Annotated in this window: 18 protein-coding genes and 1 pseudogene; 8 read left to right on the top strand and 11 right to left on the bottom strand. The window is 55.4% G+C overall.

All coding sequences use genetic code 11. The features are described from left to right. Positions 1-13 precede the first annotated feature (13 nt). Entirely contained in the window at positions 14-883 is an 870-nt protein-coding gene (locus WE862_RS14155) for a DUF4238 domain-containing protein (protein ID WP_082035448.1), read from the bottom strand. 334 nt (positions 884-1,217) lie between these two features. Here WE862_RS14155 and WE862_RS14150 point away from each other — a divergent pair, with 334 nt between their 5' ends. From WE862_RS14150 to WE862_RS14140, 3 genes are all read left to right on the top strand, one after another. Continuing rightward, positions 1,218-1,883: a hypothetical protein gene (locus tag WE862_RS14150; RefSeq protein WP_042031045.1), complete on the top strand. Its 666-nt coding sequence runs from the start codon at positions 1,218-1,220 to the stop codon at positions 1,881-1,883. Positions 1,884-2,027: 144 nt separating this feature from the next. Beyond that, entirely contained in the window at positions 2,028-2,585 is a 558-nt protein-coding gene (locus WE862_RS14145) for a hypothetical protein (RefSeq protein WP_041207857.1), read from the top strand. Between the two features lie 192 nt (positions 2,586-2,777). Further along, positions 2,778-3,164 carry an MAPEG family protein gene (locus tag WE862_RS14140; protein WP_042031046.1) on the top strand — a complete coding sequence of 129 codons (387 nt, stop codon included), beginning with the start codon at positions 2,778-2,780 and terminating at the stop codon, positions 3,162-3,164. A gap of 113 nt (positions 3,165-3,277) precedes the next feature. Here WE862_RS14140 and WE862_RS14135 read toward each other — a convergent pair whose 3' ends face one another. Next, positions 3,278-4,681 (bottom strand): DEAD/DEAH box helicase, encoded by a 1,404-nt coding sequence (locus WE862_RS14135; RefSeq protein WP_042031047.1) that lies wholly within the window; start codon positions 4,679-4,681, stop codon positions 3,278-3,280. A gap of 364 nt (positions 4,682-5,045) precedes the next feature. Here WE862_RS14135 and WE862_RS14130 point away from each other — a divergent pair, with 364 nt between their 5' ends. Then, positions 5,046-5,837, top strand: a complete 792-nt coding sequence (locus WE862_RS14130) for a substrate-binding periplasmic protein (protein ID WP_042031048.1) — start codon at positions 5,046-5,048, stop codon at positions 5,835-5,837. A gap of 91 nt (positions 5,838-5,928) precedes the next feature. On the opposite strand, the gene aroC is transcribed toward WE862_RS14130, so the two are convergent. Both aroC and prmB read right to left on the bottom strand, forming a co-directional pair. Next, positions 5,929-7,017, bottom strand: a complete 1,089-nt coding sequence (gene aroC / locus WE862_RS14125) for a chorismate synthase (RefSeq protein WP_041207860.1) — start codon at positions 7,015-7,017, stop codon at positions 5,929-5,931. 12 nt (positions 7,018-7,029) lie between these two features. Next, positions 7,030-7,965, bottom strand: a complete 936-nt coding sequence (gene prmB, locus WE862_RS14120; RefSeq protein WP_042031069.1) for a 50S ribosomal protein L3 N(5)-glutamine methyltransferase — start codon at positions 7,963-7,965, stop codon at positions 7,030-7,032. A gap of 65 nt (positions 7,966-8,030) precedes the next feature. On the opposite strand from prmB, the gene smrB reads away from it, so the two are divergent. Beyond that, entirely contained in the window at positions 8,031-8,555 is a 525-nt protein-coding gene (gene smrB / locus WE862_RS14115; RefSeq protein ID WP_041207861.1) for an endonuclease SmrB, read from the top strand. A 57-nt stretch (positions 8,556-8,612) separates the two neighbouring features. Continuing rightward, positions 8,613-9,908, top strand: coding sequence for a sensor domain-containing diguanylate cyclase (locus WE862_RS14110; RefSeq protein ID WP_042031050.1), 1,296 nt, complete (start codon positions 8,613-8,615; stop codon positions 9,906-9,908). A gap of 361 nt (positions 9,909-10,269) precedes the next feature. Here WE862_RS14110 and WE862_RS14105 read toward each other — a convergent pair whose 3' ends face one another. The 4 genes and pseudogenes from WE862_RS14105 to WE862_RS14090 form a co-directional block, all read right to left on the bottom strand. Then, on the bottom strand, positions 10,270-10,887 hold the full coding sequence (locus WE862_RS14105; protein ID WP_042031051.1) for a histidine phosphatase family protein: 618 nt from the start codon (positions 10,885-10,887) through the stop codon (positions 10,270-10,272). 31 nt (positions 10,888-10,918) lie between these two features. Continuing rightward, positions 10,919-11,305, bottom strand: coding sequence for a GFA family protein (locus WE862_RS14100; protein ID WP_082035449.1), 387 nt, complete (start codon positions 11,303-11,305; stop codon positions 10,919-10,921). A 468-nt stretch (positions 11,306-11,773) separates the two neighbouring features. Further along, positions 11,774-13,237: a chitinase gene (locus tag WE862_RS14095; protein ID WP_082035450.1), complete on the bottom strand. Its 1,464-nt coding sequence runs from the start codon at positions 13,235-13,237 to the stop codon at positions 11,774-11,776. A 348-nt stretch (positions 13,238-13,585) separates the two neighbouring features. Beyond that, positions 13,586-14,117 (bottom strand): annotated as a pseudogene (locus WE862_RS14090) (IS5 family transposase); the annotation flags it as partial. Positions 14,118-14,445: 328 nt separating this feature from the next. Here WE862_RS14090 and WE862_RS14085 point away from each other — a divergent pair. Further along, positions 14,446-15,072: an ATP-dependent Clp protease proteolytic subunit gene (locus tag WE862_RS14085; protein ID WP_198493503.1), complete on the top strand. Its 627-nt coding sequence runs from the start codon at positions 14,446-14,448 to the stop codon at positions 15,070-15,072. Between the two features lie 207 nt (positions 15,073-15,279). Here the strand turns inward: WE862_RS14085 and WE862_RS14080 are convergent, their stop codons facing one another. Together WE862_RS14080 and WE862_RS14075 are read right to left on the bottom strand one after the other, a co-directional pair. After that, positions 15,280-16,320 (bottom strand): IS481 family transposase, encoded by a 1,041-nt coding sequence (locus WE862_RS14080; protein WP_198493504.1) that lies wholly within the window; start codon positions 16,318-16,320, stop codon positions 15,280-15,282. Positions 16,321-16,472: 152 nt separating this feature from the next. Then, positions 16,473-17,687: a methyltransferase gene (locus WE862_RS14075; protein WP_042030586.1), complete on the bottom strand. Its 1,215-nt coding sequence runs from the start codon at positions 17,685-17,687 to the stop codon at positions 16,473-16,475. A 192-nt stretch (positions 17,688-17,879) separates the two neighbouring features. On the opposite strand from WE862_RS14075, the gene WE862_RS14070 reads away from it, so the two are divergent. Beyond that, positions 17,880-18,458, top strand: a complete 579-nt coding sequence (locus tag WE862_RS14070) for a PhnA domain-containing protein (protein WP_042030587.1) — start codon at positions 17,880-17,882, stop codon at positions 18,456-18,458. An 894-nt stretch (positions 18,459-19,352) separates the two neighbouring features. Here WE862_RS14070 and WE862_RS14065 read toward each other — a convergent pair. Continuing rightward, complete coding sequence (locus tag WE862_RS14065) at positions 19,353-19,631, bottom strand: YcgL domain-containing protein (protein ID WP_042030588.1); 279 nt, start codon at positions 19,629-19,631, stop codon at positions 19,353-19,355. Positions 19,632-19,637 lie beyond the last annotated feature (6 nt).

Genomic DNA, 19,637 nt, shown 5'->3' with positions numbered 1-19,637 from the left:
TAACCTAAACAAGTCACTCATGTAAACTCTTCTTATCTTGAAGATTGATGCGATTCGAACGTATGTTATGACTGAATATCAAAAGTTCATTATCAACTAAAATAACTTCCTCTGATTTCGAATAAAAATACCTATCCGTAGAGTAAATTACTTTGAAATTTGTTAATCCAATTAACTCTTTAGATGCTTTAAACGTCCCCTCATTAATCCTCTCGTTTTTTGCTATCAAAATTGCTTTACTTGAAATAGGCACACAAATTTCTATCCGTGGTGTATTTAAACCAAAATAAAATCCAGGTCTACCCTCTGGATGACTCAGAATAAAAGGATTATCTGAGGTCAAGACATTAGCGTTCTCATCATCTACGATGTAGAGCTGATAATACTTATTTGATAAACACTTCTGAACGGTGTCGATCATTTTTAGCTCTATTCCTATGAGGTCTGTTTTAGAATAGTCAAAATCGTCTATATTTGATATATGAACATCATTGCTAATGCTTTCTACGATCCTTTTAACACTCAACATAGGCACTTCTAATGATTTTCTAAATGAAGGTACACGCAAGTAAAGAGTTGCTAAGAGTAAAATCAGATGTTTCATATCTTCTTTAGGCGGCAAACATGAATACTCAGCAATATAATTTAGCACCTTACCAATCTTAGGCTCTATTTGTTCAGCGTAAAAATCCTCTACAATTAATGAGTTATTATGTTCAACTGTGTAGTAATCCCGTTGCGCACATGCATCATTAGGTGTTGTGGAAAATGAATTTCCTTTATTTTTTGGTACAGCCCAGAATAATGATGAATTATCCCCGCCATTTGTAAATCCCTTCAAATAGCATTTCGGGATATAGTGATGTTTTGCCTTTCTACCCATACAGCCCCCAATCAGTACAAAAAAACCTGAAATCAAATTTAATGAATTATATTGACCCTATAGGAAATTATAAACCCACTAATATTTACAAATACTTCATTAGACACTGAGTAAACCTCACTCGGTCTTGAAACAGTAATAAACTTGATTTCTATGGTATCAAAAACACGCCCAACTAGTGAGTTAAATGTTATTAATTCATTTTTAATTTGATGCTACATAAAAATCTGCTTTAGGAAGGAATGTATTGTGGATATGCAGTCACTCTAGTAAAGCAAAGATAAGAGATGGCACTTCAGCTACGCTTTCCCATAAATTGACCAAGGAGCAAGGTATGAAGTGGGCTGGCTGGTGGTTGCTGTGTTGTCTGAACCCGATTGCCCAGGGCGCGCCTCTGTCGCTGGCGGCGCCCGTGGAATATATCCCCCTGCTGCGCCCCTTCTATGAGGAGTGGTTTGGCAAGGCCGGGGTCGATTTCACCTTTATCCCCTGCACCAGCGCCCGCTGCAAAAAGCTGCTTGATTCCGATAGCACCATCGATGGGGATATCGCCCGGATCAAGGGCTTTGAGCAGACCCACCCGCATATGATCCCGGTTGGCACGGCGATTGGCGAAGTGACCATCTATGCCCAGAGCAAGCAGGACGCCAGCTGGCCCCCCGCCAGTCAGGAGCTGATTGGCTGCCTGCGCGGTATTCAGTGGTGCAGCCGCTATCTCGACAGTCGGCGCATCGTCTGGTTCAACGATGAGAAGCAGGGTCTCGCCCTGCTCCAGCGCGGCAGAACCGACTGGGTGATCCGGCTGCTGCCCACCAATCAATCCCCCCTTGCCGCACCATGGAAACGGGTCTCCGATATCGAGGTCTATCTCTACCTCAACAAGAGCCGCCAGGCCGATATCGCCGCCCTTGTCCAATCCCAGCAGCAGCTGATAGCGAGCGGCCGCTGGCAGCAGATGCAGGAGCGCTACTTCTCGGCTCTGCTGACCCCCGTCCGCTGATCAGGGCACCACCGAACAAACCGCCAAGAACCGTGTTTTATACAATCTTTTTTGCCAGCAAAACCTGAACGGACAGTTCAAAACCCGTTCATGCCCGCTCGCTACACTGCCCCCTCGTTTATCGCTTTCAGGAGTTTGAAAACAATGATGTTGCATCTCACGAAGAGTTCCCTTGCCCTTGTTTTGCTGGCAGCCAGCGGCGCCCTCAGCGCGGCCGAAATCACCAACAACAATATCACCGAGGCCGACATCAAGGCGGCGCAGGATGCCTGGGGCGCGGCGCTCATCAAGATCAGCGATGACTATCGGGCCGGCGGCATTGAGCGCGCCAAAGCCACCGCCGAGGCGGTACTCGACAGCGCGTATGGCTACCAGCAGGGGCCGGTGCTGTTCAAACCCACCCTCGCCGGTGGCGAGCAGACCTTTCGCACCACCCGCGAGGGGGCGCTGGCCTATTTTGTCGGCAACAACAGCGCCTATCCGGCAGACAGCGGCTTTGCCCTGAAAAACTGGCAGAGCTACCGCTATGACAATGCCGCCGTCTATATCAACGGCAACATGGCGCTGACCATGGGCAAGGTGCATCTGGTGGATCGCGACAACAAGGAGACCACGGTAGACAAGAGCTGGGGATTCAAAAAGGGGGATGATGGCAAGGTGCGCATCGTGCTGCACCACTCCTCTCTCCCCTACGGCGCCTGACTGGCGAAGTGCAGCTGACAGAGCACGCCACCTAAAACCCGACAACAAGCCCTGCCAGACCGGCGGGGCTTTTTTATCCGGCAAGGGTGCTCAGGACGCCATGGCCGAGCCCTCTTTACTGCTACCCTCAAGGGCAAGCCATTGAGCACACAACAGATCCATGCTCATTCATCACTTCGGGAGCTCTACACCATGACCATACTGCCCATCTATGCGGCCCTGCTTGCCCTGCTCTTTGTCCTGCTCAGCGTGCGCACCATTCGCACTCGTCACCGCCAGAAAGTGGCGCTCGGCCATGGCGATGATCCCGCCATGCTGCGGGCCATGCGGGTGCACGCCAACTTTGCCGAATATGTCCCCCTCGCCCTGCTGCTCATCTATTTCGTCGAAACCGGCAGCCATGCCCCCTGGCTGGTTCATCTGCTGGGGAGTGCCCTGCTGATTGGTCGCCTCTGTCACGCCTTCGGCATGAGCCGCACGCCGGAGAATTTCCGCTATCGGGTAGTGGGGATGGGGCTGACCTTCACCGTCATTTTGCTGAGTGCGGCCTGTCTCCTGATCACCGCCCTGCTCTCCTGACCAGAGCGGGTCAACCAAACGCGGAGCCGCAGAAGCAGAAATAGAAAAGCCCTGCCGATATGGCAGGGCTTTTCGTTTAACCGTTCAGAGCGGGAGAGTGGCTCTCCTTGCCCTTACTGGTTGTGGCTGGCGCGACGGGGACGACGGGCCTGAGCCGGCTTGGCGGCGCCATCAGCCGGACGCTGACCACCCTGGGGCTTGGGCTTGCCGCCGTTGCCGGAGCGGTTAGCGCCTGCATTGCCACCGTTGTTGCCGGAGCGAGCGGCCCCCTGACGTTGGCCTTGACCTTGCGGACGCGGCGCACGGCGCTGCTCGCTCGGATCACGGGGCTCTTTGCGCAGCGGCGCGCCGATACCACGGGCGATGTTGTCGAGGGTCTCGCGGGACGCTTCGAAGCCGGGCACCTGCTCGCAGGGGATGTTCTGCTTGGTCAGACGCTCGATGGCTTTGATCAGTTTCCCTTCATCGGCCGCAACCAGGGAGATGGCGTGACCGGCAGCACCGGCACGACCGGTACGACCGATACGGTGCACGTAATCTTCCGCCACGTTCGGCAGCTCGAAGTTCACTACCTGCGGCAGCTTGTCGATATCGAGGCCACGGGCCGCGATGTCGGTCGCCACCATCACGCGCACGCTGCCATCCTTGAAACCGGCCAGCGCGCGGGTACGGGCACCCTGGCTCTTGTTGCCGTGAATGGCGGCGGCACTGATGCCGTCTTTTTCAAGCTTCTCGGCAACGCGGTTGGCGATGTGCTTGGTGCGGGTAAAGACCAGCACCTGCTGCCAGTTGTTGCTGGAGATGAGGTGGCTCAGCAGGGCAATCTTGTTGGCCTTGTCGCACGGGTGCACCAGCTGCTCGATACGCTCGGCGGTGCTGTTGCGCGGGGCGACTTCGATCACTGCCGGGTTGTCCAGCAGGCCAGTGGCCAGCTCGCGAATTTCATCGGCGAAGGTGGCGGAGAAGAGCAGGTTCTGGCGCTTCTTCGGCAGCAGGGTCAGGATGCGGCGGATGTCGCGGATAAAGCCCATGTCGAGCATGCGATCCGCTTCGTCCAGTACCAGGATCTCCACCTCGTCAAACTTGACGGCATTCTGGTTGTAGAGATCGATCAGACGGCCCGGACAGGCCACCAGCACGTCCAGACCACGGCGGGTCGCCATCATCTGCGGGTTGATGCTCACGCCACCAAATACCACATGGCTGCGCAGGGGCAGATGCTTGCCGTAGTTGCGCACGCTCTCGCCCACCTGGGCGGCCAGCTCGCGCGTCGGGGTCACTACCAGCGCACGGACGCGGTTCGGAGAGACCTTGCGCTTGCTCTCCATCAGACGTTGCAGCATCGGCAGGGTAAAGCCTGCGGTCTTGCCGGTCCCTGTTTGGGCCGCCGCCATCAGATCGCGGCCAGCCAGAACGGCGGGGATCGCTTGCTGCTGAATGGGAGACGGGGTGTCGTAGCCTTGTTCGGCAACGGCACGCAACAAGGGTTCGGCCAGACCGAGGGAAGTAAAACTCATAGTTACCTGCTAGGGATAGGGGCGCCGACAATCCGGGATGGGGCTCCTCTGCTGAGCCGATGCCATCTCGCCAGACTCGGGCCTGTTGAGAACACAACGATTTCCCCGGGGAGCAGAGCAAAGGGGAAAGAATAGGGGCGCAGTCTAGCGGAGTTATTGAGGAGAAACGAGAAAAATGTGATGTTCCTCCCAGCACGAGGAGAAAATCCCGCCTTCCCTGCCCCAATTGCTCCCGTTTATCCGATCTTTTACTACTGCCCTATTAACATCAGACACAATAAAAACACTCTGTTGTCAGCAAGGCACTGAGATCAAAAAGATCAGGGATGATGAGGTTTATATGAAGAGGCAATCAGGCTTTCCCATGAGATGGCCACTCTGGCTTGCCCTGCTGCTGTTGTGGGCGATGCCGGCACAAGCCGACAAGCAGGTTCTCACCGTGGCCTGGAGCCACTGGCCCCCCTTCAGTCAGCTCAACAATAAAGGGGAACTGGCCGGGCTCGATATCAGCCTGACCCGCCAAATCCTCACCAAGGCGGGTTTCACCCCCAAATTTCGTGAAATTCCCTGGGCCCGGGCACTCCATCTGGTGGAGCATGGCCAACTTGATATAGCGATGGGTGCGCTGGCGCTGCCGGAGCGCGAGCAATACGCCCGCTTCTCCGCCCCCTATCGCCACAGCGCCTACGTGCTGCTCAGCAACGATCCCATTCCCGGCCAGCAGGATCGCTGGGCCGGTTACCCGACCCTCTCTGCGCTGTGCAACGCCAAGGGGCTCAAGATCGGCAAGCTGCGCGGCACCCGACCGATGCAGCAGTTGGAAAACTGCCCGGCACTCAAGGAGGTAACCGAGTACAACGCCGACGACCGGCTGATCGATCTGCTGCTTGCCCGCCGCCTCGACGGTGTCATCATGGAGTGGCAATACGCCCGTTATCGCCTCGACCAGCTCGGCGCCAGCGGCTTTATCAGCTGCCAGTTGCTGCTCCACCACCAGCCGGTCAGCCTGATGTTTGCCAAAGAGAGCATCAGCGATGAGCAGCTCGTCAGCATCGACAAGGCGATCGCCACCCTGCCCAAAACCGATCGCAACTTTCCGCCCCCCACATGCCGCCTGAGCGCCGCCCCCGATGGCGATGAGCCCCCGCTGCATTAACCCGAACAGACAAAACAAAAAGGCGACCCAAAGGTCGCCTTTTTCACGCTGGCCAATCAAGCGTTGATCAGCCAGTTGGTCGTTATGCCGATCAGCGCAGTTGCGGCGTCTGGGTCAATACGCCCTGATTCTGGGCGCGGTGACGCAACAGATGATCCATCAGTACCAGCGCCAGCATCGCCTCGGCGATGGGCACGGCACGGATGCCGACGCACGGATCGTGGCGCCCCTTGGTGATCATCTCGGTAGCCTCACCCTCTGTGGTGATGGTCTTGCCCGGCACAGTGATGCTGGAGGTAGGCTTTAAGCCTAAGCTCACCACGATATCCTGCCCGGATGAGATGCCGCCCAGAATGCCGCCCGCATGGTTGCTGGCAAAGCCGGCCGGAGTCATCTCGTCACGGTGCTCGGAGCCTTTTTGCTCCACCACCGCAAAGCCGTCACCGATCTCCACCCCTTTAACCGCATTGATGCCCATCATGGCGTGGGCGATGTCGGCATCGAGGCGGTCAAACACCGGCTCACCGAGGCCCACCGGCACATTGCGCGCGATGACCTGCACCTTGGCACCAATGCTGTTGCCCTCTTTCTTCAGGTCACGCATGTATTGATCGAGCGCTTCCAGCTTGCCCGCATCGGGGAAGAAGAAGGGATTCTGCTCGATCTGCGCGGCATCAAACGCCTCGGCCTTGATGGGGCCAAGCTGGGAGAGAAAACCGGTGATCTCGATACCGTGCACCTGTTTGAGGTACTTCTTGGCAATGGCACCCGCTGCCACCCGCATCGCGGTTTCGCGGGCGGAGGAGCGACCGCCGCCACGATAGTCGCGCTGACCATACTTCTGGTGGTAGGTGTAGTCAGCATGGCCCGGGCGGAACAGATCCTTGATGTCGGAGTAGTCCTTGGAGCGCTGATCGGTATTCTCGATCAAGAGCCCAATGGAAGTACCGGTGGTCCTGCCCTCAAACACCCCGGATAGGATCTTTACCTCATCCGGCTCGCGGCGCGGCGTGGTGTAACGGGAGGTGCCGGGCTTGCGCCGATCGAGATCCCCCTGCAGATCCGCTTCGCTGATTTCCAGCCCCGGCGGGCAGCCATCGACCACGGCGCCCAGCGCCAGACCGTGGCTCTCGCCAAAGGTGGTTACCCGAAAGAGTTGGCCAAAACTGTTCCCTGCCATAGGCGCTCCTGCTTAGTTCTTGTAGATGGCAAAATGATCCTGATACTGCACCAGCTCGTTGCGCGTCATCACGAACACACCGTGGCCGCCGTTCTCGAACTCTACCCAGGTAAAGGGGATCTCGGGGAACTGGGATTCCAGATGGATCATGCTGTTGCCCACCTCGACCACCAGCACGCCGTCATCCTTGAGGAAGTCGGCCGCATTGGCCAGCAGGCGCTTGGTGAGCTTGAGGCCATCGCTGCCGGAGGCGAGCGCCAGCTCCGGCTCGTGACGGAACTCGTCCGGCAGATCCGACATATCTTCGGAATCCACGTAGGGCGGGTTGGAGACGATGAGATCGTACTTGTCGCCCTCCGGCAGATCGCGGAACAGATCGGAGCGGATCGGGATAACCTGCTGCTCCAGCCCGTGATCGTTGATGTTGCGCTCGGCCACATTCAGGGCATCGACGCTGATGTCGATGGCGTCAACCTCGGCGTCCGGGAACTCATGAGCCATGATGATGGCGATGCAACCGGAGCCAGTGCAGAGATCCATGATCCGGGTCGGCTCCTGTTTGAGGAACGGCGCGAAGCGGTTGGCCACCATCTCGGCGATGGGAGAACGGGGAATGAGTACCCGCTCGTCAACGTAGAACTCCCAACCGGCATACCAGGCCTTGTTGGTGAGATAGGGCGCGGGAACACGCTCCTGCACCCGGCGCACGATCAGTTCGGCAATCCGGTGACGCTCGCTGCTGGTGAGACGGGAGTGGCGCATCGCCGGATCCACGTCCGGCGGCAGATGCAACGCGGGCAGTACCAGCTGCACAGCCTCATCCCAGGCGTTGTCGGTACCATGTCCGTAGAAGATACCGGCGTCGTTGAAACGACTCATGGCCCAGCGCAACATGTCCTGGATGGTGTGCATCTCGGCAACCACCTCATCGATAAATATCTTGTCCAAATCCACCTCCAAGTCGAGTAATATCCGGCCCGAGAATTTTATACAGCGAGCAAGACGAGTACCTGATGAAAAAAACGCCCTCACCGACAGACGAGGAAACCCAGCTGTTCCGCGATGCGATAAAAGGTACCCGGAAAATCAAGCAAGATACCATAAGGGCCGAGTTACGCCCGGTCAAGCAGAAACGCGAAATGCGCGAAAGCCGCGAATCCCTTGGGGTTGACCACTATTTCAGCGATGAGTATCAGCCCCATCTCGAGGACGATGGCCCGACCCGTTACGTGCGCGAAGATGTGTCGAAATTCGAGCTGAAAAAGCTCAAGCGGGGCAGTTATCCGCCGGAGATCTACCTCGATCTGCACGGCATGAACCAGCATCAGGCCAAACAGGAGCTGGCGGCCCTGCTCACCCTCTGCCAAAAAGAGAACATTCACGTCGCCTCGGTGATGCACGGCATCGGCAAACATATCCTCAAACAGCGCATTCCGAGCTGGCTGGCCCAGCACCCCAACGTACGTGCCTTCCATCAGGCTCCGCGCGAATGGGGCGGCGACAGCGCCATTCTGGTCTTGCTGGATATCGAGGAGTAGCTCGTAAAATAGGCAACCTATACTGAATATCAATACGTTATTGACAGTGGAGGTTGCATGTTTACACGAGGCTCCCATGCCGACATCAAGTCATCCCTCGACGCCATCGGTGCCGCCGTGGCGGTATTCAGCCTCGACAAGGATGACCACTTTGTTCTGGTATCAGCCAACGACACCTTCGCCAAAGCCTTCGAGATCGAGGTGCTTGGCTGCATTGGCAAACGGCTCAACGAAATGTTTCCCCGTTACATCACCAGCAGCATCGAGCAGCCGATGCACGAGTGCGTGAGCCAGCAGACCGGGGTGGAGAGCGAACTGCCCATCGATACCCTGTCGCGCACCAGCTGGTGGCGCTTTGTCCTCTCCCCCATTATTCCCGAGCAGGCACGGATCAACCGGATCATCGTCACCGCCATCGACATCACCGCCAAGAAGCAGCTGGAAGATGCGCTCACCACCAGCCGCCGCCGTTTTGAAGCTGTGGTCAACTCCGCCTATGACGGCATCATCAGCGTCAGCAGCGAATCGCGGATCGAACTTATCAATACCGCCGCCTGCGAGATGTTCGGCATCGACGAGAGCTATCTTGGCAAACGGCTGGAGACCCTGCTGCCGCAACGGTTTCGCGCCAACCATGACAGCTACTTCAAGGCGTTCAGTAACTCCCCCATCAATTCACGCCCCATGCATGCCCGCGCCTCCGTGGTAGGGCTGCGCCGCGATGGCAGCGAATTTCCGCTGGAGGTGACCATCGCCAAGATCAATATGGGTCAGACCACCGAGATGACCGCCATCCTGCGCGACATCTCCGAACGGGCGCGACTGGTGGAAGAGCTGAAAGTCGCCGCCACGACGGATCCCCTGACCGGTATTGCCAACCGGCGCCGTTTCGATGAGCTGGTCAACGCCGAGATGCAACGCTGCCAGCGCTTTGGTCACACCATGAGCCTGCTGCTGATCGACATCGATCACTTCAAGGAGGTCAACGACAACTTTGGCCACCAGCAGGGGGATCAGGCGATCCTGAGTCTAGTCAACCGGATCGGCAAACAGCTGCGCGAGGTGGACATGCTGGGACGCTGGGGCGGCGAGGAGTTTATCGTGCTGCTGCCGGAGACCTCGCTGGAATTGGCCTGGGCCAGCGCCGAGCGGATCAGACTGGCGGTGGAGTCGGTACGCCATGCGCTATCCGGGGCGCTTGAGGTCTCACTCACCATCAGCATCGGGATAAGCGCCAGCAAAGGCCCCCTCGACAGCGTGGAGAAGATGGTCAGACGAGCCGACACCGCCCTCTATATAGCCAAGAAACAGGGGCGCAATTGCTGTCGCAAGGAGGAGCCGGAGCCGACCTGATGGCTCGGCCCCTCCTTCAGTCACGACGGCTTGCCCCTCGACCAACCGCAAAGAACCATTCATTAGTTATTTCAACCAGTTCGGAGCCACGCCACCTTGAGTGGCGTGGTGCTTTTTACCCGCCCCCATACATAGATTGTTTCACTGGCGTGACAGAGTTAACCATCGCTTTTGCACAGGTGAAATAATGGAGCACTGCTACCGCGGCAGGTCTCTTTTTGCGATAGCGCTTTGCCGCGACAATGCCCCCCTCCGATCACCCTCAGATAGCGGTCAAGCAGACTCCGAATGACCAGCAAACACGATGCAAAGTGAGCACAACAGGATTAATGATGATCGGGAGTCACAACGGTCGGTTCACTCATAGTCCACCGGTTGAGGGAGGTCTGCAAAATGGCAGAGGTTTATCCGGCGCCAAAGGTACCGGAAAATGCACCGTCAGCATGCCGCCGTTGGCCAACTGCCAATCGAAAAAATCATCAAATCCGGCACTTGTCACGGCACGGATCACCTTGGCGACGACCCCGTGTGCGACCAGCAGCACCCGCTCCCCTTGCGCGTTCGAGGTCAGTTCTAGCAGCCCTTGCGACACCCGGGCAACTACCTCATTCAGCGTTTCACCGCCGGGAGGAGCCTCTGCCCAACGCCGGGTAATATTGCGCGCCCACAGCTCGGGATAACGCGATTTCGCCTCTGCTTGGGTCACCCCCTCAAACAGGCCGACATGCCGCTCACGAAAGGCTGGCGCAAGCTCCACTGGCAAATCCAACTGGCGAGCGAAGATCGCAGCGCTCTCTCTGGTTCGCTGCAGCGGCGAAGCCAGCAGCCGATCGAACGGGGCCTGAGTAGTCGCTATCTCGCCTGCCAATCGGGCAATGTGCCTCTGGCCACTCTCATTAAGCCCGATATCCAGCGCGCCCTGATACCGTCCTTCCGCATTGGCTTGCGTCTCGCCATGGCGGATAACGACCAGCTCCATGCCAACCTCCTTTGTTGGGGCTACCCTGGTTTTACTTCCCTTTGCGATAACGGGGATGCTCGTCCTGGATCGGCAACCAGGGCAGCTGGCTGTCGGTATGGATGTGGTAGGTTGGCGCAACAGCATCCGGATTATCGAGGGAGGCGATGGCCAACGTGAGATACTCAGGGTACTGGGTGCTGCGATACGTGAGGGTGGAGCCACACTCGACGCAAAATCCCCGGCGGATAAAGTCTGAAGACGCATACTCGGTCGGTCTGCCGCAAAGCCATTCTACCTGTGCGGCGCGAAAGTCCATCCAGGCCCCGACCGGTGCCCCCGTGGTGCGCTGGCAATCCCGACAGTGACAAAAATCGGCCGCAAAAGGTGCAGTCAACACCTCATAACGGATCACCCCGCAATGACAACCGCCCTTCATCTTGCCCCCTTTGTTGCAATTTTGCATAAGCCAAAGAGCTTACCAATATAAACCGATCGTTCACATCAATTTTCTCAATGGAATAAGCGACAAAGTGTCGAGATAAAGCTGAGTGATATAGCAAGACCTCACCATTTCGGTGATAAATGACAATTTACTAATAGAGAAGATGGCCCCTTATTCGCAACGAGATGATTCATTTAATGATGGAAAAGGAATTAGGCCGTAACGCACACGCTTGTCAGAATGTTTCTGCTTATGGGACTGACAAACCCGCATATAAAATTGTTGTTTTTAAACTTTAACCAAACACTACTTAATATAAATTTCAAAATAAAATTTAACCTTATCAGTTAGAACAAAAGAACCATTAAGAATACAAGATAATATTCAGTGATGCACTGTTGGTAATTAACGAGGAGAAGGAGTTACCCTCCCTCTCCTCTTTGGGAGTTAAATTACACCATCTTATTTGGCAGGCACCACAACCCAGGGGCCACCCTTGGTTGGATCATCACCCTGCGTCCACCATTTGGCCTGATAGACGGCGCCCTTGTAGCTCACCTTGCTGCCAGCGGTATAGACCTTGGTCGCTTCCCAGGCCGGGTTGCCACCGATGGGCGGTTCGCTCGGATCGACCGGCGGCGGGGTCAGTTTGTCTACGACCCGCACTTTCGGCCAGTTGGCGTGGGAGCCGTAGAAGTTGGTCACGCACTTCTGGTAATCGCCCGGCACCAGCGCCGAGTAGGCGGTCTGGAAGCCTACCAGCTCACACTCGAAGGAGTAACCGCCCGGGCGATCCGGATAGTATTTCCAGTTGCCATCCCAGTTGGTGTAGAGCACGTCGGTGGCGCCGTTGAGGTTGAGGCTGCCATAAGGCGTCTGCTGCCAGCAGGTATTCTTCTCATCGGCCTTGACCGGGATCTGGTAGTGATTGGCCAGCCCTTCCCAATAGCGAATGCGGTTGACCGGCTGCCCCTTGTCCTTGTTCTGTTCGCCACACTCGATGCCGCCATTGATGACGTTGATGGTGGTGCCAAAGCCGTAGCCGATGCCGGCATCCACTTCCCGTTTGGAGGGTACCCAGGTGCGGTCAATCACGTGCAGCATGGCCGGCTTGGGCGCCTGTGGCGTCAGGAAGAACCAGATGGCCGAGGCGAGGTTGAGCCAGGAGTCCGCCACCAGCCCCGGGTTGTTGAGCAGCACGGAGGCATCGCCATCGAACATCGCCTCGGAGAAGGCGCCGTAGTTGAAGTGGTAGGAGAGCTGCTTGGCACCACGCCCGAAGTAGCCTTGTCCGGTACTGCAGGGCCACTTCTTGTTTTGCCAGTCGTTCTGACCGCAGCCAGTGGTGTAGCCGGTCTGTCCCTCTGACCAGCCCATCTCGCGCACATGCACCAGCGCCTGCTGCCACTCTTCCAGCCCCAACGGGTTGTCGGAGACATTGTCCTTGGAGATATGGCCCCCCGTCTCCTGAGAGAAGTGGGCAAAGGCGGTCACGATGGATTTTTTACAGATCGCATCTGAATCACGCCCGTCAGTATATTCCCCGCAAAATGCTGGAAATTTACCGATAGCACGCAAGAACCGGACATAGGTGTATTCCGGCGCTGCCATCTGGGTTAAATAATCCCATTCCGACTGGGGAAATACCCGTTCAACCCGTTTTACGTTGTCAGGGTTGCTTGCCAGCCCGGGTTCAATTGCATCGACTATTTTATTGGATCGGGTCGCCAACGCCTTGGCCCAAATTGCATACATGGGATTGGCTGTCTTGGCTTTTTCCACGGCAGCCACATCAGAGGCAGCAATAACATATCCACCGGGGTTCTGCGGATCGGGTTGAATATTCATGGCTGCGCTCATTGCACTATAACTTGGCAATGCGCAGGCAGCCGCAATCAACCAGGCACAACGCTTGGGTTTGAACATAAATCACAGTCCTTGTTTGAATATAGGGCACTACAAGAGTAGGTGTTTTATTAACTAAATTCACGATGAGAATTAAGAAATAAAACAGATTTGTGAGCCATTTCACTTTGTGATATCCCGCTCAGCTGAAACAAAGAAAAAGAATCCAAACGAACACAAAAAAGCGTGATCTATCGCCCATTTTAGGAACAACAGAGACAGTCAGGTAATCTCTTATCAATTCATTATTCGGGATGGAAAAAATGACTCACACGCTCAGCTTATCAGCCATCATCAATGCTCAAGAGTAAAGCGTTGTTGCCCGAATCAGCCAGCAAGTCATGACTGACTAGCCCCAGATGCCCCCTATAGCACCTCGACATCATGAGCATTTTCCTGCGAGATTTCCGCCGCCACGATATCGTGAGTCACCGGGTCTACAGGCAGATGCAACTTGCGCCAGACACGCTACTTTTCGGCGCCATGTTTTCTGACTTTCCACTCGTATTCACCAAACGCTTTCAGGCCGGCCGAGTAGATAACCAGGTCGGCGATGCGTCCCTTTGAGTGCTGCCGATCAGCCACTGTCATAGTGCGGGCCCGCTTGCTGACGCAACTGTAATCGGGGACACAAGCGGTACGTTCATCAACTCGAGCAGAGAGAGTCGAGTAGCCCCTGATTTGCCCGCAAAGTGAGACTGAACATCCCCTTGAGCATCAGAAGGTAGAAATGGTCTGGTCAATGTAAAGCTGACCGCGCCCATGTTGTCCGTGATGGTCATGGTGTAACCAGTTATCCATGACCTCGGCATCAATCCAGAAGGTGATAGAGCCACGGTTAACCAAGGGCCTGTTGTATTGGCCAGTCGGTGATGGGTTGAAGCGGTATGTCGATCGTCATATAGGGAATATGCACAAAGTTACCAGCAGAAGAATTCCGCGAAGATATTTTCGCAAAGGTCATTGTAACAAAGTTGTTTCATCAGCCCAGTTGGCTCAGATTGAAGGGGAACTTACGTGGGTGTTACCGACAAGAAATGACGCACACAATATGACCTATTTGAGCAAACCAACCCCATCAGGCCTTATGGTTCTAATGCTCCTTACATCTCGTAGGACAGTGAGATAAGTGATTTATTTTTGGATGCTGTGGTAATGTTATATTACTAACGTAAGTTTAGATGAGTTAATTGTTAATATTATACCTACAGCAGAGGCATTGGTTATAAATGATGAATAAGTTTTCATTGCCAATTGTATCAATGTTCGCGTCTTGCGCCATCGCAGCACCAGATCCCAGTACGACTGCGAAAATATTTTATAGTGCAGATATGGAAGTACCGACCGTCTCAGCGCTAATCAATGCCATTGACGACATAAACAATAAAGATGAGATAACCAAAATCTACTTATATATTAATAGCTATGGTGGTGATATGGATTCTGGGTTGATGGCCGCAGCCGCGATCAGAAGCTCCAAGAAGCCGGTGACCACTATCGCTATGTCGACGATTGGTTCTTCTGCCACGCTCATGCTCTGTGCAGCTAAAGACCGCCGAGCCTTGCCTGAAGGTAGCATTTATCTTCATCCTTCTTACACCCATTATGAAGGGGATGTGCGCCCCAACAATATCAGAGAGTTGAGTCAGGAAGTGACCCGGTTCAATGACATGTTTAGGAAAACATATCAACGCTGTACAAACCTAAGCCATGAACGGATTGAAAACATTTTATATAGTGAATCCAATAGAGTCACTTTTACCCCTGATGAAGCAATAGATATAGGGCTGATATCCAAAATCGACCAAACTATTATTGATACACCCCATGCCTTCTATATAACGGCATCGCATTGATGCTCTGGTTATTAGGGGCTCATGACTGAAGTGCTGTGCTGATCGAGATATAAAAATCACTAATCAGTAGTTCACGTTTGTTGCTGACTAACCTGTGCAGATCTAGTTATCCCTATATTCAGACACAAAAAATGACTGGCAAGGAGATCTTGCCAGTCTGTACAGATCTAGTTATCACCTGACACCGGCCTCAAACCGGTGTCTTGTTTACGCTACTTTAGTGCGCACTTCCTTCGGTATCAATTTCAGACCCTTCCTGAACATGCTGTAGGGGGTTTGCCCCTCCATCATCCTGCCTTGATGTGGCCGCTGGGTGTTGTCGTGCTCTAGGTAGCTATCCAGGTCTGTCTGCATCTGCTCTACCGACTCATACCAGGTCGTTCTCCCCTTGATACGGAAGTGTTCATCCAACAAGGTTCGATGTAGCCGCTCGATAAAGCCGTTGCTCTGTGGCCTGCGTACCTTGGTTGTCCGGTGCTCAATCCCCTCCAGTTGCAGGAACAGCTCGTAGGGATGGTGGTCAGGTCGTCCACAGAACTCGCGCCCGTTGTCCGACAGGATGGTATAGACCCGTGCCTCGTGGGCCTCGAAAAACGGCAGCACCGTTTCATTGAGTACATGAACCGAGGTCACCGGCAGCTTGCTGGTGTAGAGCCGCCCCCAAGCGTGGCGACTGTAGCAGTCCAGCACGGTTTGCAGATACACCTTGCCAACCCCCTTGAGCGCGCCGACGAAGAAGGTGTCGACCGCCACCAGTTCTCCGGTGTAGTGAACCTCAATCTGGCGTTCGCGAAACTCGGGGCTAAAGCGCTCTAACAGGCGAATCTGCTCGTCATTGAGCTCAATGGTCTGCTCCCGGTGCGTTTTCTCGAGGCGCAATAAGCGGTCGTGTTTGGAGAGCAAGTCGTGACGTTGCCACACGCCACGCACACGACCCGCACTGACATTGATGCCCTGCAGAGCCAGCTCTTGTGCAACCCGCAGCGGGCCATGAGTTGGTCTGGTGAGGGAGTAATCGAGGATGGCCTGTTCAATCTCGGGAGCGACCAGATTGGGATGAGCCCCTTTACAGCCGGGCAGTTTATCGAGCAAGCCCTCGGCGCCATAGGTCTGGTAATTACGGCGAATTTCGTAGAACTGCTGACGACTATAGCCGATGAGCTTGCAGGCTTTGCTGACGTTATTGGGCTCTTTGGCAAGCTCTAGCAGGCTGAGTTTGCGACGTGCTACTTTCTCGTTGGTGGTCATACGGTGACTCCAGATAACACGGTAGGGGTACCGTTTTGTTATCCGGTTTGAAGCCGTATGACCACTCCCTTTTGTGGGCAACTGTCAGGTGAATACCATCTCCATACAGCCAGTCATTTGCAATATCGGTAACCAGAGGGTGGCTTATCGGTTCAGGCTTGTGCTTTCACCGCGCGGATCAGGATGTTGCGCGGCGTCATCGGTTTGGCGCAGAACTCTCCCACCTCGACCCAATAACCCTGCTCTTGCAGGAACAAGGCTCTATCAAGGGCAAGCCAGATCTCGAGGGGACGGCGAAACAGGTGACGCACCAGCTCCATCCTAGCGACAGCGCCAAAACGCGCCTCCCCTTTGGCCACAAAGGCGTCGTAGTCCAGTCCGCTCGGCAACGGGATCCCCTTGCGCTCGGCAGCCCAGTCGCAAAATGCCGCGAAACTGCCGGTCAGCAGGCTCTTTTGCATATTGGGCACCGGCAGATACTCATCGACCCCGCGCACTTCCCGTTGCAGGCAATCAAAGGCGAGCCGCCACACCACCTCCTGCTCACGCAAGCGGGTGATCCGCGCGCCGCCGGTCACCGTCTCCTGCAACGGCAGTTTGAGATCGGCCTTGGCCAGACGTAGTGCACTACCCTGAGCGGCTTGAGAGAGCGGACGGTAATCCGGAGTGCGGATCAAATGGTAACAGCAGGGGGAGATGGTCACCCCACGGGCACTGCGCTCGGCCACTTGCGCCAACAGATGAGTATGCAACTCGCCACAGGCATGCAGCGCCATGGCGTGGTGCTCGGGCGCAATAAGCTCGGCAGACTCGGGAGCAAAGGCATCGGCGCAGCAGAAGGTCATGGTGGCGCCATCCCGCTCGGCCAGCTGACGACCCTCTTCACAGAGCTGCTCTTGCAATTCGAGGCTCAATACCGACGCGTGACGATGACGTGACACCAGTCGCCCAAGATGCCCTTTGCCGGCACACCACTCCAGATAAGGTCCCTGATGTGCGGGCAGGCAGGCAGTGAACGCCTCGATTTGCGCCTGCTTGCGCCCCGGCATGTGCAGCGCCATCTCCTTGCTGCAACTGATAGGCTCGGGGGTAAAAGGCTCAAGCTGACTGAGTTGCAGCAACACCTCGCCATCGGCAATCCAGGGGGAGAGCAACGAACCAAGGGCCGCCATGTCGCCATCAAGTTCAGCCAGTTGCTCCAGCGTGAGAGCATCGAGCTGTGCCACCAGCGCCGGTGCCTCGTTGGCAAAGGGCATGGTCAGGTGGTGATAGGGCTGATATTGCCACCAGCGCCGATGGCGGATCAGCAGCTGATCCAGTTGTTGAAAGCGTTGCGCCAGCACAGGAGCCTCTATCCGGTAGTCCAAAGGAGGCTCATTCTAGCGATCCCGCTTCAAATTGCACTCCTGCTGCGCAGTAAAGTGCCGCTCAAGGGAGTAGCCTGACCCGGCTTGCTACCCGACCTGACAAAATGCGGGGTTTTATGCTATATTCCGCCCCCTCTTTGATGCGCCCCGCCCGATGCGGGTCGTTTTACTACCAACCAGGGGATCAATAACATGACCATCAACGCCATCCTGCAAGCGCGCGCAGGCGCCAAGTGTGAACTGTGCGGCGCCGAGCAGGCCCTGACCGCTTTCGTGGTACCCCACTCCCCCGCCAGCGATGATGATCACAGCGTGGCCATCTGCGATACCTGCCGTGGCCAGCTGGAGCAGCCGGAGACCATGGTTGTCAACCACTGGCGCTGCCTGGGCGACAGCATGTGGAGCCAGGTACCGGCCGTTCAGGTCATGGCATGGCGCCAGCTGAAAGGCCTCTCCGCCCAAGGCGAAGTGTGGGCTCAGGACATGCTGGACATGATGTACATGGAAGAAGAGACCAAGGCCTGGGCCGAAGCGGGCATGGCTTCCGAAGATGACGACAGCGTGCCGACCGTTGACTCCAACGGTGCCGTGCTGCAAGAGGGCGACTCCGTCACCCTGATCAAGGATCTGGACGTCAAGGGCGCCGGCTTTACCGCCAAGCGCGGCACCCTGGTCAAGGGCATCCGCCTGACCAACAACCCGCTGCATATCGAAGGCAAGGTCAACGGTGTGCAGATCGTGCTGGTCGCCGCCTACCTGAAAAAGGCGTAATACTGCTCGGCCACTTGTGCCGACGACAATAAAAGGATGGCCTGGCGCCATCCTTTTTTATTTGCCGCAGCTTTATGAGCCGCGCTGTTATCAGCAGCACAGAAGTAATTTTTTAGCCATCGCCAAACCGCCTATTTTCGCCAATACCACATGTTGCAAGCCAGCCATACACCTGACCCATATTTGTACTTTGTGGTGTGCAGTTATGTGACTCTCTCCCCTTTATCCTGCACCACACATCCCCAGAACCCTCAGCTGCGCCGGTTTGATTACACCAACCTATTCACTCTTATTGTCACGCTGGCCTTGACCACTATTGGCTACTAACAGCAAGGCTTTGCTCGCCTGTCCGTATAGGTTCCCAAGCTGGATGCTCTCGTCCAACAGGCCTCTTATCAGATGGCGGCAATATATTGGTGGCCAAGCTCTTTTTCCTCGATGGCTGGCAAGCGCGTCTCGCAAGGCTGCTCGAGCAGGAAATTGGCTAGAAACAGCTGGGCTATTTTGTGAGCAAGGACAAAAATTGACTAAATGCAGGCCGTAGAGGCTTGACTTTATATTTTAAAAAAGAAGGGGAAACGAGGTAAGGCGATAAGAAAATAATGGTGTAAATAACCCTCCCCCAATCGATGGAACAGCTCGGAAAAAATTGGCACAAGTGTTGTGCTCGCTGTTGTGCTCGCCAAAAGTAACTCCGTGGACAAGCAGGCAATATATCGGGCAGATGACCAATATTGTCCGGTTAAGCCCCCCATTAATTTGTCATCCGTTGTTCAGGCACTGAACATAAGCGATGAATCGCAAGGTAGAAAATGGCGATAACCGGATAAAAAAACAGCCCCGTCACACGCTCTGTTGCGACGGGGCCATCTTGATGGTTTCAGGCGGGAGAGGTCACGCCCCCCTTTTCTGGCGGGCCTTGTGCTCTTCCAGCAGGTTCTCCGGCGGGGGCGGCACCTGCAGGTAGAATCCCTGCATGGTCAACGCCTCCATCACCTTGCCTACATCGGCCAGCCCGAGGGGTTTGGCCGGGTCCAGTTTGGTCATCAGCACCAGTTCGGGACGACCAAAAACAGCCATCAAGGGGGCCGGTACGCGGGAAAAGTCCTCTCTTCTTTCAACAAAAAGGTAGGTCTCGGCTTTTTTGCGACTTTTATAGACTGCACACAACATGGAAAT

Origin of the sequence: Aeromonas jandaei, from assembly GCF_037890695.1 — a bacterium.
GTDB lineage: Bacteria > Pseudomonadota > Gammaproteobacteria > Enterobacterales > Aeromonadaceae > Aeromonas > Aeromonas jandaei.
This window is presented reverse-complemented; position numbering and strand designations above follow the sequence as displayed.